The 15,022-nt window shown below is 51.0% G+C and carries 15 protein-coding genes; 5 read left to right on the top strand and 10 right to left on the bottom strand.

Annotated features, from left to right (window positions below):
- Positions 1–98: 98 nt before the first annotated feature.
- Positions 99–770 (top strand): NADPH-dependent F420 reductase, encoded by a 672-nt coding sequence (locus ACO0LG_RS25890; RefSeq protein ID WP_423030882.1) that lies wholly within the window; start codon positions 99–101, stop codon positions 768–770.
- A 143-nt stretch (positions 771–913) separates the two neighbouring features.
- Here the strand turns inward: ACO0LG_RS25890 and ACO0LG_RS25885 are convergent, their stop codons facing one another.
- The 10 genes from ACO0LG_RS25885 to ACO0LG_RS25840 all read right to left on the bottom strand — a co-directional run bounded on the left by ACO0LG_RS25885 (position 914) and on the right by ACO0LG_RS25840 (position 11,033).
- Complete coding sequence (locus tag ACO0LG_RS25885; protein ID WP_423031085.1) at positions 914–1,762, bottom strand: D-amino acid aminotransferase; 849 nt, start codon at positions 1,760–1,762, stop codon at positions 914–916.
- Between the two features lie 131 nt (positions 1,763–1,893).
- Positions 1,894–3,042, bottom strand: coding sequence for a D-alanyl-D-alanine carboxypeptidase family protein (locus ACO0LG_RS25880; RefSeq protein ID WP_423030880.1), 1,149 nt, complete (start codon positions 3,040–3,042; stop codon positions 1,894–1,896).
- A 124-nt stretch (positions 3,043–3,166) separates the two neighbouring features.
- Positions 3,167–3,805, bottom strand: coding sequence for an alpha/beta hydrolase (locus tag ACO0LG_RS25875; RefSeq protein ID WP_423030878.1), 639 nt, complete (start codon positions 3,803–3,805; stop codon positions 3,167–3,169).
- Between the two features lie 5 nt (positions 3,806–3,810).
- Positions 3,811–4,128: a (2Fe-2S) ferredoxin domain-containing protein gene (locus ACO0LG_RS25870; RefSeq protein ID WP_423030876.1), complete on the bottom strand. Its 318-nt coding sequence runs from the start codon at positions 4,126–4,128 to the stop codon at positions 3,811–3,813.
- 76 nt (positions 4,129–4,204) lie between these two features.
- Complete coding sequence (locus ACO0LG_RS25865; RefSeq protein WP_423030874.1) at positions 4,205–5,443, bottom strand: VanZ family protein; 1,239 nt, start codon at positions 5,441–5,443, stop codon at positions 4,205–4,207.
- A 48-nt stretch (positions 5,444–5,491) separates the two neighbouring features.
- Positions 5,492–6,124 carry an ABC-type transport auxiliary lipoprotein family protein gene (locus ACO0LG_RS25860; RefSeq protein ID WP_423030872.1) on the bottom strand — a complete coding sequence of 211 codons (633 nt, stop codon included), beginning with the start codon at positions 6,122–6,124 and terminating at the stop codon, positions 5,492–5,494.
- A 10-nt stretch (positions 6,125–6,134) separates the two neighbouring features.
- The gene (locus ACO0LG_RS25855) at positions 6,135–7,076 is read right to left on the bottom strand and encodes an MlaD family protein (protein WP_423030870.1); all 942 of its coding nucleotides are present in this window, start codon (positions 7,074–7,076) and stop codon (positions 6,135–6,137) included.
- A gap of 3 nt (positions 7,077–7,079) precedes the next feature.
- Positions 7,080–7,871, bottom strand: a complete 792-nt coding sequence (locus ACO0LG_RS25850; RefSeq protein WP_423030868.1) for an ABC transporter ATP-binding protein — start codon at positions 7,869–7,871, stop codon at positions 7,080–7,082.
- Positions 7,871–8,995: an MlaE family ABC transporter permease gene (locus ACO0LG_RS25845; RefSeq protein ID WP_423030866.1), complete on the bottom strand. Its 1,125-nt coding sequence runs from the start codon at positions 8,993–8,995 to the stop codon at positions 7,871–7,873. Before ACO0LG_RS25845 ends, ACO0LG_RS25850 begins: the two co-directional genes overlap by 1 nt.
- An 88-nt stretch (positions 8,996–9,083) precedes the next feature.
- Complete coding sequence (locus ACO0LG_RS25840) at positions 9,084–11,033, bottom strand: phosphoethanolamine transferase (protein WP_423030864.1); 1,950 nt, start codon at positions 11,031–11,033, stop codon at positions 9,084–9,086.
- A gap of 553 nt (positions 11,034–11,586) precedes the next feature.
- Between ACO0LG_RS25840 and rpsL the strand changes: the two genes are divergently transcribed.
- The 4 genes from rpsL to ACO0LG_RS25820 all read left to right on the top strand — a co-directional run.
- Complete coding sequence (gene rpsL / locus ACO0LG_RS25835; RefSeq protein WP_110258019.1) at positions 11,587–11,970, top strand: 30S ribosomal protein S12; 384 nt, start codon at positions 11,587–11,589, stop codon at positions 11,968–11,970.
- Positions 11,971–12,115: 145 nt separating this feature from the next.
- Complete coding sequence (rpsG, locus tag ACO0LG_RS25830; protein ID WP_186957171.1) at positions 12,116–12,586, top strand: 30S ribosomal protein S7; 471 nt, start codon at positions 12,116–12,118, stop codon at positions 12,584–12,586.
- Between the two features lie 128 nt (positions 12,587–12,714).
- Entirely contained in the window at positions 12,715–14,820 is a 2,106-nt protein-coding gene (gene fusA / locus ACO0LG_RS25825; RefSeq protein WP_422987885.1) for an elongation factor G, read from the top strand.
- Between the two features lie 78 nt (positions 14,821–14,898).
- Positions 14,899–15,022 (top strand): GTP-binding protein (locus ACO0LG_RS25820; RefSeq protein WP_017454492.1); only part of this gene is annotated, 124 nt, incomplete at its 3' end.

The following is a 15,022-nucleotide window of genomic DNA, read 5'->3' as shown; positions in this document are numbered from 1 at the left end:
AACTTGAAGTTGTGAGTGAAAATAAGAATAGCTGGCTTATCAACATTAATCAATGAGATCACAATCAGTCCCATCAACACATACATGGGAGTAAGAAAATGCAGACAATTTCAAAAACAGTGGCAGTACTGGGTAATGGTATCGTCGGCGTTGCCATCGCCAAAGGCTTTGCCAGCCTGGGTTATCAAGTGATCTTTGGTACCCGTAATCCCGACAGCGATAAAAACAGGGGAGCGCTGGCAGCAGTGCCAACAGCAAAGGCCAGTAGTTATGCAGATGCTGCCAGGGCCGCCGACCTGGTTTTCCTGGCTTTGCCATGGGATGGCTTATCTGAAAGCCTGGCGCTGGCTGGCCCTGACAACTTTGCTGGAAAAACCGTCATTGATGCGGTCAATCCATTACTGGATTTTGCGACAGGCTCCCCAAAGCTGGCAGTAGGCTTCAGTGATTCTGCGGGTGAGCTGGTGCAAAGACTATTGCCACAAGCGCGGGTGGTCAAGGCTTTTAATACCATCGTGTTTACGCATATGGTGCAGCCACAATTTTCAGATGGTCAGCCGGATATGTTTATTGCCGGGAATGATGCAGGGGCCAAGCAGGAGGTGGCAGCCATCCTGCGTGATTTTGGCTGGCGTGGCGCGATAGACATGGGTGACATTACGGCAGCACGTTTGATTGAGCCGCTGGCGATGTTATGGATCAGCTATGCATTCCAGCGTCAGCATTGGACGCATGGGTTTAGTTTGTTGGGGCAGGCAAAGGCGGAATGAAATTTCATTCGTAGCGTAGGTTGGGCTACGGTTTACCAGCCCAACACTCAACCTCGGCAAACGTATACGTTATTAAAAGCCGAGTGTTGGGCTGATGAAGCGTAGCCCAACCTACGAAATTAATTAAATTCTCGGCATGATATTTAAGCCTCCTTGTCCACCTGATAAGCCGCATATAACTGATGATAAACCGGGCCGGGTTTGCCATCGCCTATCACCGCATCATCCAGCTTCACTACCGCCAGCACTTCCTTGGTCGCAGATGAGAGCATGACTTCTTCTGCTGCAAACACTTCTTCGCGTGTGATGCGGCGGGCTTCCAGCTTGATATTGTTGGTAGCGCACAGTTCTTCGATGAGGCCGTAGCGTATGCCTTCAAGTATCAGGTTATCTTTCGGCGGACCCATGAGGACACCGTCTTTGACTATCCAGACATTTGAGGCCGATGCTTCGGTCAGGTAGCCATCGCGGAATTGTATGCTCTCGGCCACGCCGTTTTCGGCTGCATGCTGGGCTGCCAGTACATTGCCCAGCAGCGAGATGGATTTTATTTCGCAACGCAGCCAGCGCTTGTCTTCCATGGAGACGCAGGCGACGCCGTTTTCCCGTGCCGCCGCAGTCGGCAAGACAATGGGGTTGGTCATGATGAAGACGGTCGGCGTGACTTCATCCTTGGGGAACGCATGGGCACGCTTGGCAACACCACGGGTGACTTGCAGATAGACCATCTGGTCATCTGCTTCATGCGCGGCCATGACCCTGGCGATCAGGGCCTGCCATTCCTCCTTGCTGTGCGGATTGGTGATGCCTATGGCTGCCAGGCTGCGGAACAGGCGGGCCAGATGCTGGTCTGCACGGAACATCTTACGACCATATACAGGGATGACTTCATAGATGCCGTCACCAAAGATAAAGCCGCGGTCCAGTACTGGGATTTTGGCTTCGGACAGCGGCGTCATTTCGCCATTCAGATAGACCAGGGGTTCATTCATCATGTCTGTGCAGAAAAAAAGTGAGAAAACTCATTCTTACATGGAAAACAGCAGCGGCTTATGCAAATACGGCATACAGCCATAGCCAGGGTTGATGTGCGGGCATCAACCCTGGCTAAGCGCCTCAATATTTACTTGAACATCAGGCGTATCGAATCCCAGGCACGGCCAAAAATGCTGGCCTGGTTGACTTGTTCCAGAGCAATCACCGGTACTTCGGCAACTGCCTTGCCATCAAGCATGACTTTCATGACGCCGACTTTGCTGTTTAATGCAATCGGTGCGACCAGCGGGTCTTTGCGTTCCAGTGCCGGTTTCAGTTTAGCGGCAGAGCCTTTTGGCAAAGTGATATACAGCTCACGGTCAAAACCTATCTTGACCTGGGGCTGCGTGCCTTTCCATACTTCTGGCGTGGCAATCGCCTGGCCCTTGTCATACAGCTTCAGGGTTTCAAAGTTCAGGTAACCCCAGTTCAGCAATTTCAGGCTTTCTTGCGCACGTACCGAGTCGCTGTCGGCACCGATGACCACTGAGATCAGGCGGCGCTGGCCTGTGCCATTCGGACGGTTGGCAGAAGAAATCAGGCTATAGCCACCAGCCGAGGTATGGCCGGTTTTCATGCCATCAACCGTAGGGTCGAGCAACAGCAGGCGGTTGCGGTTAGGCTGGGTGATCTTGTTGTAGGTATAGCTCTTGGTGGAGTAATAAGTCTTGTAGAACTCGGGATGATCAATGATCAGGCGTGCCGCCAGGTTGGACAAGTCCTGTGCGGTTGAGTAATTGTCCTTGCTGGGCAAACCATGCGGATTGGCAAAGCGCGTGGCTTTGAGTCCCATGCGATCAGCTTCGCGGTTCATTTGCACGACAAAGGCTTCTTCGCTACCGGCGACGGCTTCTGCCAGGGCAACGGCCGCATCATTGCCGGATTGCACGATCAGGCCATACAGTAATTCATTGATGGTGACTGGTTTGTTGGGTTCGATGAACATCTTGGAACTGCTGCCATCGACCTTCCAGGCACGGGTAGAGACATTGATGCTCTGGTTCAGGTCCAGCTTCTTGTCCTTGAGGGCAGAGAACACCAGATAAGCAGTCATGATCTTGGTCAGCGAGGCTGGCTCTACGCTCATGGTTGGTTCTTGTGCGGCAATGACCTGGTTGCTGGTGGCATCCAGCAAGAGCCAGGCTTTGGAAGCAATGGTAGGTGAAGGCAGGGTTTGTGCGACTGCGGCTGTGATGGTCAGCAGCGAGACGGCAATTGAGGCGAGGAATTTTTTCATTGATAAGCTAGTAAAACAAAGGGTGACAAAAAACGAATGATCAAGTGCTCACCAGACCCAGGAGCCGTATGGTGTCAAGAGTGGGGCTGGTAATGGATATTTCATGGACATTTCAAGGACATCATCAGGCTTTATCCCACATGCTGATGATAAGTTGCTTGATATGGTGCAGGCGGCGATGGAAGAAATGGTCTGCGCCAGGTATCACGGTGACCGGTATATCTTGTGGGCGTAGCCAGTCCAGCACGGCGGAGAGGGGAATAGTTTCATCCAGTTCGCCGTGGATCAGGATGGTATTGGCAGGTATCGCCGGCATATCCCATTTGCCAGCTGCCGCACCAACCAGTGCCAGGCGTTCAGCCGGTTTGCCGTTTTCTTGCAAACGTTGTTGTAGGCGGGCCTGTACAAAGGTGCCGAATGAAAACCCGGCCAAAGCCAGTGGTAAATCCGGGAAACGTGCACGCATGCTGTTGAGCAATAATTCCATATCGTCAGTTTCACCTATCCCGGCATCATAAATACCTTGGGACTGGTCAACCCCGCGAAAGTTCATGCGTACTGCGACATAACCCAGCGCAGTAAAGGCACGCGCCAGGGTTTGCGCGACTTTGTTGTCCATGGTGCCGCCATATAGCGGATGCGGGTGTGCCACCAGTGCCAGTCCTACAGGTGCCGCGTGTGTTTCAGGATCAGGCAAGTCCAGCGCGCATTGCAAATTGCCAGCCGCGCCCTGGAGTGAAAAATGTTCGGTCTGCGCATTCATGATGATCAGACCCTCAGGCGTTCGACGACACCGCCGCCTATCAGGTCGACATCAATGATTTCATCAATGTCGGATTGATCAACGAAGGTGTACCAGGTGCCTTGAGGATAAACCACCATTACCGGGCCTTCTTCGCAACGGTCAAGGCAACCAGCTTTATTGATGCGGATTTTGCCCTGGCCACTCATGTTCAGTTGTTTGACGCGGCGTTTGGCATGTTCCTGGGCGGCTTGCGCTCCACGGTCTGCACAGCAGGGGCGACCATCTTCGCGTTGATTCAGGCAAAAAAAGACGTGCTTTTGAAAATAAAGTTCTTCAGACATAAGATATCCAGCCTGCGGTTGATACCGCCACCGGGTGATGGCGCTTGTTGTCCGCTATGATACTGCAATTGTGAAGTCAGGTGACTTTTACCACCGGGCGTGGCTTGCGTAATAGCGCCCAGATAGCCAGAAACGGCCAGAACAAAGACAGGAATTGCGCCGCCCCATTGAAGTTCAAAAACTTGCCCTGTACCCAGGTTTGCATCGTCGCCGCAAAGTAGGGATTGTCCGAAACCAGGTTGATGACGATCAGCGATATCGTCAGCATCAGCAAGGCAAGGCGCTTTTGTACATGGGATGGTGCAAAAGAAAAACCGTACAGCATGATGATGCTGATCAGCAAACCACCACGCGCACCTGGTGTCAGCCAGGCAAATGCATATTCCGGCTTGAACAACAGGGCGCTAGCCAGTGCCTTGATGGTCAATGCTGCACCGAGCAACAAGACTGACAAGATGGTTTTGGGTGCGTGACGGTTCAGCAGACTCAGGCAGATCAGCAGGGCACCGGTACAACTGCAGGCGGTGATAATGGTCTCTGACAACAGGTATTCTTCGGCGCTGAATTCGAAACCTTGCAGCAGGAAAGCGCCGATATCGATATCCATGTCCATCATTTCGCTCAGGGTTTGCGAAATCACGGGCAAGACCTGGCCGAGGCCAAACAGATAGGCCTGGGGATAAATCTGTGCCATGGACCACAGGCCCAGCGCCAGGATTTCACGGCTGGATTCCTTTTGTGTCCATTGCTTGCGCAATAATTGCAGTCGGCCTTTTTCCAGTATTAGTGGCGTCAGCAGAGCACCCAGTATCGCGCCAAGCATGGCGCCTGAGGTATTCGTCAAAAAATCCAGTAATGAGGTAACCCGGCTGGGCAAAAAAATTTGCACTGTCTCTGCAGTGGCCGAGACCAGTGCGCCGCACAGGCTTGCCAGCAGAGCCGCCCACCAGCGCCTGACCAGAGGGTAAAGTGCAAATACGATGAGCATGCCAAAAGGGATATAACCCACGATATTGATGATGGCATCAAAGCCACCCCAGTAACGAGGCCATTGCTGTATGAGTTCTGGCAGCGCAGCCCAGCTATTGGTTTGCCAGCCGGTAAACGGATACCAGCTCGCATAGACAATCAAAAACAGATAGGCGACCAGGCTTACCCGGGCAAAGGGGGAGCTGCGCAAAATACCTGGCTGAGTGCCGGGTTGCACGGGGCTGAGTGCTTCACTTGATGCACCCCTTGACTCACGACCTGGTTGTTCACTCAGGGGTTCATCAGGCGGCGCTTCTGGAATCGCTGTGCTGTGATCTGGCTGCATGCGGTAGTTTCAAATATCGACTATCGATTATCGACTCGTTCAATCAGCTTATTTCAATGGCAAGCTCATGACCCAGCTTTGTATTTCAGTAATAGTAGCATCCGCTGCTTCACGCATGGCGCTTGCTCCACCAGGTGCATCGCCTGTCGTCGCAGCTACTTTTTGCTGGAAGCTTTTTTGAGCAATCAGCTTATGCCCTTTGATGACAGAGGCACGCAGGCTGATTTGTGCATTGCTCTGGCTGACTGCGCTGAATATTTGCGAAAACTCATCAACTTCCAGACGCAGCAGCGGCAAATTTGCACCATCCGTATTGGCCAGCACATCCACCCCTTGTGCGACCAGGCCAGCCTTGAGTCTTTGTGCCAGTAATTGTGCTGGTGGCATACTCCACCGATGCATGGAGTAAGCCTTGAGTTGCTGCACATTGTCATACTGTAATCTGTATAACATGGCATTGCTGTCCAGCGCAGGGGGAACGGCGATATCCGCTATGCTGATCTGCAACCTGCCCTGAGTTGGCAGCGCAGATGCAGTTGTCGTCAGTGGTCCAAAATCGTATTGCTGCAACTGTTGCGTAACAGGCGTGCTGCTGCAGGCTGACAACAGCATCAATAAAAATGCGGCTACGCCAGTATTTTTCATATTGCCAAGGCTGCGAAAAAAAACAGGATAGATCATGCGAATTCCTTTACTTGGGAGCGACAAAGCCAGGCTCACCTGGCCCAGGTGCGGGCAAGGGGTTACCAAACAAAAGGCTTTGCGGCCTTTCCTTGAGTGAATCTGAGAGACGGCCAAAAGAGCGCAAACTGGTTTTGGCTTCACTGGCGGCACCTTGTACCTTAGGCAGGGTGTCCAGGATCAGGCTGTTGCTGACATTGTCCATCACCAGGTTGAAGCGCGCGAGCGGGCCATCCTCGGCCTGTATGCTGCTGGTGAGCTGATTCAGATTATTACTGAGTTTGCTGACATTGCCTGACAGGGTGCGTATTTCCACCATTGTCATTTTTGCCTGGTCTGCCATTTCAGGCAGGCGCGCCAGGGTGGGTTCAAATTTTGCTGGCAGCGCTTTCCAGGCAGCAGATGCCTGGCCAAAATTTTGTATCGCTGTCATCAGTGATTTTTGGTTTGCCGGATCGAGCATGGTATTGAGGCGACGGGTCAATTCTTCAGCCTGCCCGAGGATGACCTGGCCACGTTGTTCCAGGTTTTGCATCATGCCAGGGCGCATGGGGATGCGCGGCACAGCATCCGGATTGGTGCTGGCGACCAGCAATTGTTTCGATGTGCCGCTATCATCAAGTTGTATAAAGGCGATGCCGGTAACACCCTGATAACCGAGCGTGGCATAGGTTGAACTGGTGACGGGCGCATCCGGTACGATCTCCAGCCGCAAGATAATTTGCCCCGGATTTTTGTCATCAAAGTCGATGTCTGTAACATTGCCCACCTTGATACCTTTATAACGTACCGCAGCTTGCAGGTTCAGACCGGATACAGCATTTGAGGTCACCACGTCATAAGGGACACGCTTGATTTTGTCCCGGCCCAGCCAGATGGCCAGCACGGTAGTCAGTGTCAGCAGGGCGATGGTGAAGAAACCTGCCATGAGCGCATGAGATCTGTTTTCCATAGCTTATATTTCCTGAGGCGTTTGGGATGGCAGTGCTTCAATGGCGCGCAGGCCGCGTCCACCAAGGAAGAAACTGTGGATAAATGGATGTTGGTAAGCCAGCACTTCTCTGGGTGTACCTATGGTAACGACATGTTTTTCTGCCAGCACGGCAATGCGGCTCGAAAGCGCAAACAGACTGTCCAGATCATGCGTCACCATAATCACGGTCAGGCGCAATTGCTGGTGCAGCGATAATATCAGGTCGACGAAGCTGTCTGAACGGTCGGGGTCCAGTCCCGCTGTCGGTTCATCCAGAAATAATAACTCCGGGTCCAGTGCCAGTGCGCGTGCCAGGGCGATGCGCTTGATCATGCCGCCGGACAGATCTGCGGGCATCTTGTGTGCATGTTCAAAGGCAATATCGACCATGTGCAGCTTCAGATAAACCAGGTCAGTGATCAGGTCTTCTGGCAGGGTACCCAGCTCACGCATGGGCTGGGCCACATTATCGAATACGCTCAGGGCAGAATACAGCGCGCCATGCTGGAACAACATGCCAGAACGCTTGCGCAGATAGTCCAGATGACTTGCCTGCGGGTCATGCAAGTCTTCACCAAATACCTTGATGCTGCCGCGCGTGGGTGTTTCCAGCCCCAGCATCTGCCGCATCAACACAGTCTTGCCAGAGCCTGAGCCGCCAACGATGGACAGTATTTCACCCCGTTTGACATCCAGTTGCAGTTGGTCATGCACGACTGCACGGCCAAACTGTGTGCGCAAATCGCGGATTTCGATCATATTTTCGCTTGCCATCAATAACCCGCCTTGCTGAAGATAATGGCGTAGATGGCATCGGCAATGATGACTACCGTAATTGCGACAACCACAGAACTGGTGGTGCCGCGCCCCAGGCTTTCAGTATTCGGTTCTATGCGCAAGCCATAATGACAGGCAATCAGGGCAATCAATATGCCAAAGGTCACACCTTTAGACAGGCCTATCCAGAAATTGATCAGTGGTACGACTTCCGGTAATTTGTAGATGAAAAATTCAGGTGACATGCCCAGCAGAGCTTGCGCTGATATCATGCCACCTATCAATGCCATGATATCCGTCCAGATCACCAGTAAGGGCATGGCAATCGCCAGCGCCAGGACTTTGGGCATGATCAGGCGAAAACCGTGCGGTATGCCCATGACACGCATGGCATCCAGTTCTTCCGTCACCCGCATGACCCCCAACTGCGCGGTAATGGCAGAACCAGATCGCCCTGCCACCAGAATCGCGGCCAGCATGGGGCCCAGTTCGCGGATGATACTCATGCCTAGGATATTGACGATATACAGATCGCCACCAAAGGTGCGCAATTGCTGGGCCGACAGATAAGAAAGCACCACGCCTATCAATATACCGACCAGGGCAGTAATGCCTAGTGCCTGTGCACCGGTGTGATACACATTGGACGACAATTCTTTCCACGGTGCTTTGATGGGATGGCGCACAAGACGGAATAAATCCAGCATGAGCTGGCCGAGCAGGGCAGTAAAACTATATAGATGCTGGATCAAGCCCAGCATTTTTGCACCCAGTTGCATGGTGCGTGTCAGCCTTGGTTTGGCCGGAGGTGGTACCGGAATTTTGCTGACTTCTTCCAATCGCTTAAACAGGCCTTCGTGGGCGGGCAGGATACTGACATGCTTTGGTCTTTGCTTGCCCCAGGCACGCCACAGCAATTGCGCACCTATATGATCAAGCGTGCTGACTTGTGTTAAATCCCAGTGCAGCCCGGTTTGTCTCGCTGCCTGGTTTAATTGCGTGGATATCGCATGCATGGTGGCCCGAGTCGATAATGCATGAACCAGCCAGGCACCTGCGACGATAGCGGTGGGCTGTTGCTGGTGACTGAATTGCAGGGTGGGCGCTATCTCATGAGGCATATATTTTGCAAGTGTAAGTGAGAAAGTACATTTGCTGCAATGAATGCTCCCTGGCAATCAGTGCGTATCAGCTATTTATACCAATAGTCTATTTTTCTTGTACCAAAGGGGTCTTTTTATCCATGACTTCGCGGCAATCACCTTTCAAAGTGGCATTGTCATAATTTGTCCAGCCGTAACTATCGACATAGCGGGTATGCGTCTTCAACTGCTTGCTGAGTATGCTCCACTCCAGTTTTTCGTCCGGATAGCGAATATTCGCCATATCCAGCAGGCTGTGAAAAATGTTTTCTGTCGACAGCCTGGCTTTCTGGTGCAAACGCAATTGCACTATCTTGTCAGGGAAATGTTCCTGATAAGCGTCTGAATACCACATGAATGCTGGGACATGGAATTCATAATCAGTATTGTGACCATGAAAAGCCAGGTTGCAACTGCCGTCATATAGGGTTTGCCCGTGGTCAGAGACATACAGCAACGACGTTACCTGCGAACTGGTTTTTAACTTCTGTATGACTTCCGACAGCATCCAGTCAGTATACAAGATGGAGTTGTCATAGCTATTATTCAAGGCTTGCTTGTTTTTTAAGTCGGTATAAGCAGGGTTGGTGATGCCGTACAGCGATGGTTTCCAGTTATCAAAAGATTGGGGATGGCGGTGGCTATAGTTCCAGTGATTGCCCAGCGTATGCAAGACGATCAGTTTCTTGGGCGCCGCATCGCGCATGGCGTTTGCCATCGGTTCCAGCAAGACCTGGTCAAGATTGGAGCTATTGGTAAAGCCACCGAGGTTTAAAAACTGGGTGACATCGGCTTCCTTGGCGAACACCGAGGTTGGTGTATCAAACTGGCCAAAGCTCATTTGATTTGATAGCCAGTACGTCTTGAAGCCAGCTTCCTTGAAGGCGGTTAAAAATGATTTTTCTGAAAACCCTGCCTTTAGACTTTGCGCTGCCGGTTTGCGCGACACGATGATGGGCACCGACAAGCGGGTCGCAGAGACGGCAGTGACAACGTCACTAAAGCTGACCAGATTACTTTCTTTCTTCAGCAGGGGATTGGTGTCGCGCTCATAGCCATTCAGGCTCCAGCGGTCAAAACGCGAAGACTCACCTATTACCATGATGATGGTTTGCGGTGTTGCCGGGTTGCCATCCAGATGTGCCTGGAAACGGAAGGCGCGGCTTTTTTCCGACAACTTGGCCAGGTAATCCCGTTCTACCCAAAAATCATTGCCGCGCAAGGCCAGGCCAAATGGCCAGCTGCGTATATAAATTTCTTCGTTATAAGGAATTTTGGCCCAGTGCGGTAGCGGTGGCAGGTTCTTTTTGAGACTGACGTGCCAGCGAGCCAGTGTGCCTGCATCAGCGGCAGGCGCAGAGGCTGATTCTGAAGCCAACGCAGAAGCACTCGCTTCCTCCTCTTCATCTTCGTCTTTTTCTTCATCTTCCGTCGAGGCAGAGCTTGCACTTGAAACTGCGCCTGACGCTGATGCCGTGTTGCCGCTAGGCTTGCCGGCACTGGCAGATGGTGGCGCTTTGGCAACACCTATCTGCTCACCATAAGTCCAGGTGGTAATGCCGATGACAAACAACAGTAATACTGCCCAGCGTGAGCGGTGTGTCCAGTCCCAGTGACGATGGTTTTTGGCAACGCGTAGCAGGCTCCACCACCAAGCCGTTACTGCAATCACCAGTAATAACAGCAGCCAGACTTTATTGCCCAGGAACTCCATCGCTTCTTTAGGGCTGGTTTCCACCATGATGCCAAGATGATGGGTAGAGATGCCTTGTCCAAAATACAAGCGCAGGTAGACTTCCACAGGTACAGCAAAAAAGGCAGGAAGCAACAAGTAGTGAAACCAGCGCGGTTTTTTCAGCAAGGCCCAGAAACCCAGCCAGGACACCAGCTCCATCCCCAGCAAATGATAAGGCTGCTCCACAGGCTGCCCTTGCAGCAACGGGAAGAACGGCAAGCTCGAAATCAGCAGGTAACTGAGCAGTAAATACAGCGAGGCTGGGCGAAACAGGGAGGGCATTGTGTTTTTGTACTTGCAACAGGGTTGGCGGCAACATGAAGCAAGCCTGGGGTGTGAATAATGAAACCCTGATCTTGCGTGAAGCAGCAGTTTAAGGGCGTAAATAGTAAATGATTTACTTTGTATTGACGTCATATTGACTTCATATTCGCCCGTCGAACGTTGGATTTAAGCATATTTTGCTTTTCATTCACCTCCGCCAAGCTATTAAGGCCACCTCAGTGCCCGGTAAACCTTGATTTCTTGCCGAAATTTTCTACCCTGAAAGGCCGCTTGCCCATACCCAGAATCAGCTAAGCGCTTGAATTGTAGAAATAAAAAGCGTTGACACGCTTGTGCGAAGCGACATAAAATTGCGAGTTCTCGATTTTGGGTTTGCATTTGCCATTCTTGTTTTGCCCGGTTTTATCAGGCAGGCAATGCTTAAAAAGCAGGCAAAAGCAGGTGGCTGAGTCGGGTTGGTCTGAGGATTCAGGTCGAAAAATGATTTTAAGTTCCCGGGCAACCGTTTCCGGGTTTGTGTTTAACGTTGTATTTTGTTGGATTAAAAACGATGCCAACCATCAATCAACTGATTCGCCAACCACGTGTTTCTGCGCGTGTTAAAAGCAAATCGCCGGCGCTGGAAAACAGCCCGCAAAAACGTGGCGTTTGCACCCGCGTTTATACGACAACTCCAAAAAAGCCTAACTCGGCTTTGCGTAAAGTTGCCAAAGTTCGCCTGACTAATGGTTTCGAAGTGATTTCGTACATTGGCGGTGAAGGCCATAACTTGCAAGAACATAGCGTGGTATTGCTGCGCGGTGGTCGTGTAAAGGATTTGCCAGGTGTTCGTTACCATATGGTTCGCGGTGCTTTGGATACTCAAGGCGTTAAAGACCGTAAGCAAGCTCGCTCCAAATATGGTGCTAAGCGTGCTAAGGCAGTTAAGAAGTAATTATCTCGTAATTTAATCTCCGTAAACTATGACGGATCAGTGTCGGTTTGGAAATAAGCCGAGTAAGTGACCGGTTATGATGGCCTGTCGCGAGCGTGAAGCAAAATGTTGCTTTGTGCTCAACTGAAGATTGAAAGGAATTGAAATGCCACGTCGTCGTGAGGTCCCGAAACGGGACGTACTGCCGGATCCAAAATTCGGTAATGTAGAAGTAGCAAAATTTGTAAACGTATTGATGTTGTCCGGCAAGAAATCTGTTGCTGAAGGCATCATCTACGGCGCATTCGATCACATCCAGCAAAAATCTGGTAAAGATCCTTTGGAAGTGTTTGCGCTGGCAATCAGCAACGCCAAGCCACTGGTTGAGGTTAAATCCCGCCGTGTTGGTGGCGCGAACTACCAGGTGCCTGTAGAAGTGCGCCCAGTTCGTCGTCTGGCTTTGTCTATGCGTTGGTTGCGTGAAGCCGCTAACAAGCGTAGCGAAAAATCCATGCCACAACGTTTGGGTGGTGAATTGCTTGAAGCCGCAGAAGGCCGCGGCGGCGCAATGAAGAAACGTGATGAAGTCCATCGTATGGCTGAAGCCAACAAGGCCTTCTCTCACTTCCGCTTCTAAGAGTAAGAGTAAGGAGCTGTTGTATGTCTTTAGTGCAACGGCTCTGGCAAGTATTTTGAATCAGGCCGGGCGCGATTTTTACGAAAAATTGCGCTCGGTTTTGTCCATTAAAAGATTTAGGATTAGCTATGGCCCGTAAGACCCCCATTGAGCGCTACCGCAATATCGGTATCTCTGCTCACATTGATGCCGGTAAAACGACGACAACTGAACGCGTACTGTTCTACACCGGTGTAAACCACAAAATTGGTGAAGTGCATGATGGCGCCGCCACCATGGACTGGATGGAGCAAGAGCAGGAACGTGGTATTACCATTACTTCCGCTGCGACGACATGCTTCTGGAAGGGCATGGCGAACAACTTCCCTGAGCATCACATCAACATCATCGATACACCAGGCCACGTTGACTTCACGATTGAAGTTGAGCGTTCCATGCGTGTTCTGGATGGCGCCTGCATGGTTTACTGTGCAGTAGGTGGTGTTCAGCCTCAGTCTGAAACCGTATGGCGTCAGGCTAACAAGTACAAAGTCCCACGTTTGGCATTCGTCAACAAGATGGACCGTACTGGCGCGAACTTCTTCAAAGTGTACGATCAAATGCGTGCACGTTTGAAAGCCAATCCAGTGCCTCTGCAAGTACCTATCGGTGCTGAAGACCTGTTCGAAGGCGTTATCGATTTGGTCAAGATGAAAGCGATCATTTGGGATGCAGCATCTCAAGGTATGAAATTTGAATACCGTGATATCCCTGAAAACCTGTTGGCTGACGCACAAAAATGGCGTGAAAACATGGTTGAAGCAGCTGCTGAAGCCAGTGAAGAGCTGATGAACAAATACCTTGAAGAAGGTGATTTGACTGAAGAAGAAATCAAAGCTGCTTTGCGTCAACGTACTATCGCTTCTGAAATCGTTCCTATGATGTGCGGTACTGCATTTAAGAACAAGGGTGTTCAGGCGATGCTGGATGCGGTTGTTGAATACCTGCCATCCCCATTGGACATCCCACCAGTTCCAGGTCTGAACGAAGATGACGAACCAGTTGTCCGTAAAGCCGAAGATACAGAGAAATTCTCTGCGCTGGCATTCAAAATCGCAACTGATCCATTTGTTGGTCAACTGTGCTTTATCCGTTGCTATTCCGGTACTTTGAATTCTGGCGACAGCGTTTACAACTCTGTTAAAGAGAAAAAAGAGCGTATCGGCCGTCTGGTTCAAATGCATGCGAATCAACGTGAAGAAATCAAAGAAATGATGGCGGGTGATATCGCTGCTGTGGTTGGTCTGAAAGACACAACGACTGGTGATACGCTGTGTGACGAAAAAGCAATCGTTGTTCTGGAACGCATGATATTCCCAGAGCCAGTTATTTCTCAGGCAGTTGAGCCAAAAACCAAAGCTGACCAGGAAAAAATGGGTCTGGCATTGAACCGTCTGGCCGCTGAAGATCCATCTTTCCGCGTACGTACTGACGAAGAATCTGGTCAAACAATTATCGCCGGTATGGGCGAGTTGCATCTGGATATTATCGTTGACCGTATGAAGCGTGAATTCAACGTTGAAGCGACAGTGGGTAAACCACAAGTTGCTTACCGCGAAACTATCCGCAAAACTTGCGAAGAAATCGAAGGTAAATTCGTTAAGCAATCCGGTGGTCGTGGTCAGTATGGTCACGTTGTTCTGAAGATCGAACCGCAAGAACCAGGTAAAGGCTTTGAATTCGTTGACGCGATCAAAGGCGGTACAGTTCCACGCGAATACATCCCTGCAGTTGAAAAAGGTGTTCGCGAAACACTGACTTCCGGTGTATTGGCTGGCTACCCAGTGGTTGACGTTAAAGTCACATTGTTCTTCGGTTCCTACCATGACGTTGACTCCAACGAAAACGCCTTCCGTATGGCGGGTTCGATGGCGTTCAAAGATGGCTGCCGTAAAGCAAGCCCAGTTATTCTGGAACCAATGATGGCTGTTGAAGTAGAAACACCTGAAGACTATGCTGGTACAGTCATGGGTGATCTGTCTTCACGTCGCGGTATGGTTCAAGGTATGGACGAAATCGCTGGCGGCGGTGGCAAGATCATCAAAGCTGAAGTGCCTTTGTCTGAGATGTTTGGTTATTCCACATCCCTGCGTTCTGCTACACAAGGTCGTGCAACGTATTCCATGGAATTCAAGCACTACTCTGAAGCGCCTAAGAACGTGATTGACGCTATCGTCACATCCAAAGCTAAGTAATAAAGAATCAAAGGCCTGCCCCATGCCGGGGTAGGTTTTCTATTGTTGATAAATCGTTCTTTTTGAAGGAAGAATAAAATGGCAAAAGGTAAGTTCGAGCGCACCAAGCCGCACGTCAACGTCGGTACAATTGGCCACGTTGATCACGGTAAAACTACACTGACAGCAGCGATTGCAACAGTTCTGTCGAAAAAATTCGGCG

The organism is Undibacterium sp. Ji42W (assembly GCF_049340405.1).
Lineage (GTDB): Bacteria > Pseudomonadota > Gammaproteobacteria > Burkholderiales > Burkholderiaceae_D > Undibacterium.
This window is presented reverse-complemented; position numbering and strand designations above follow the sequence as displayed.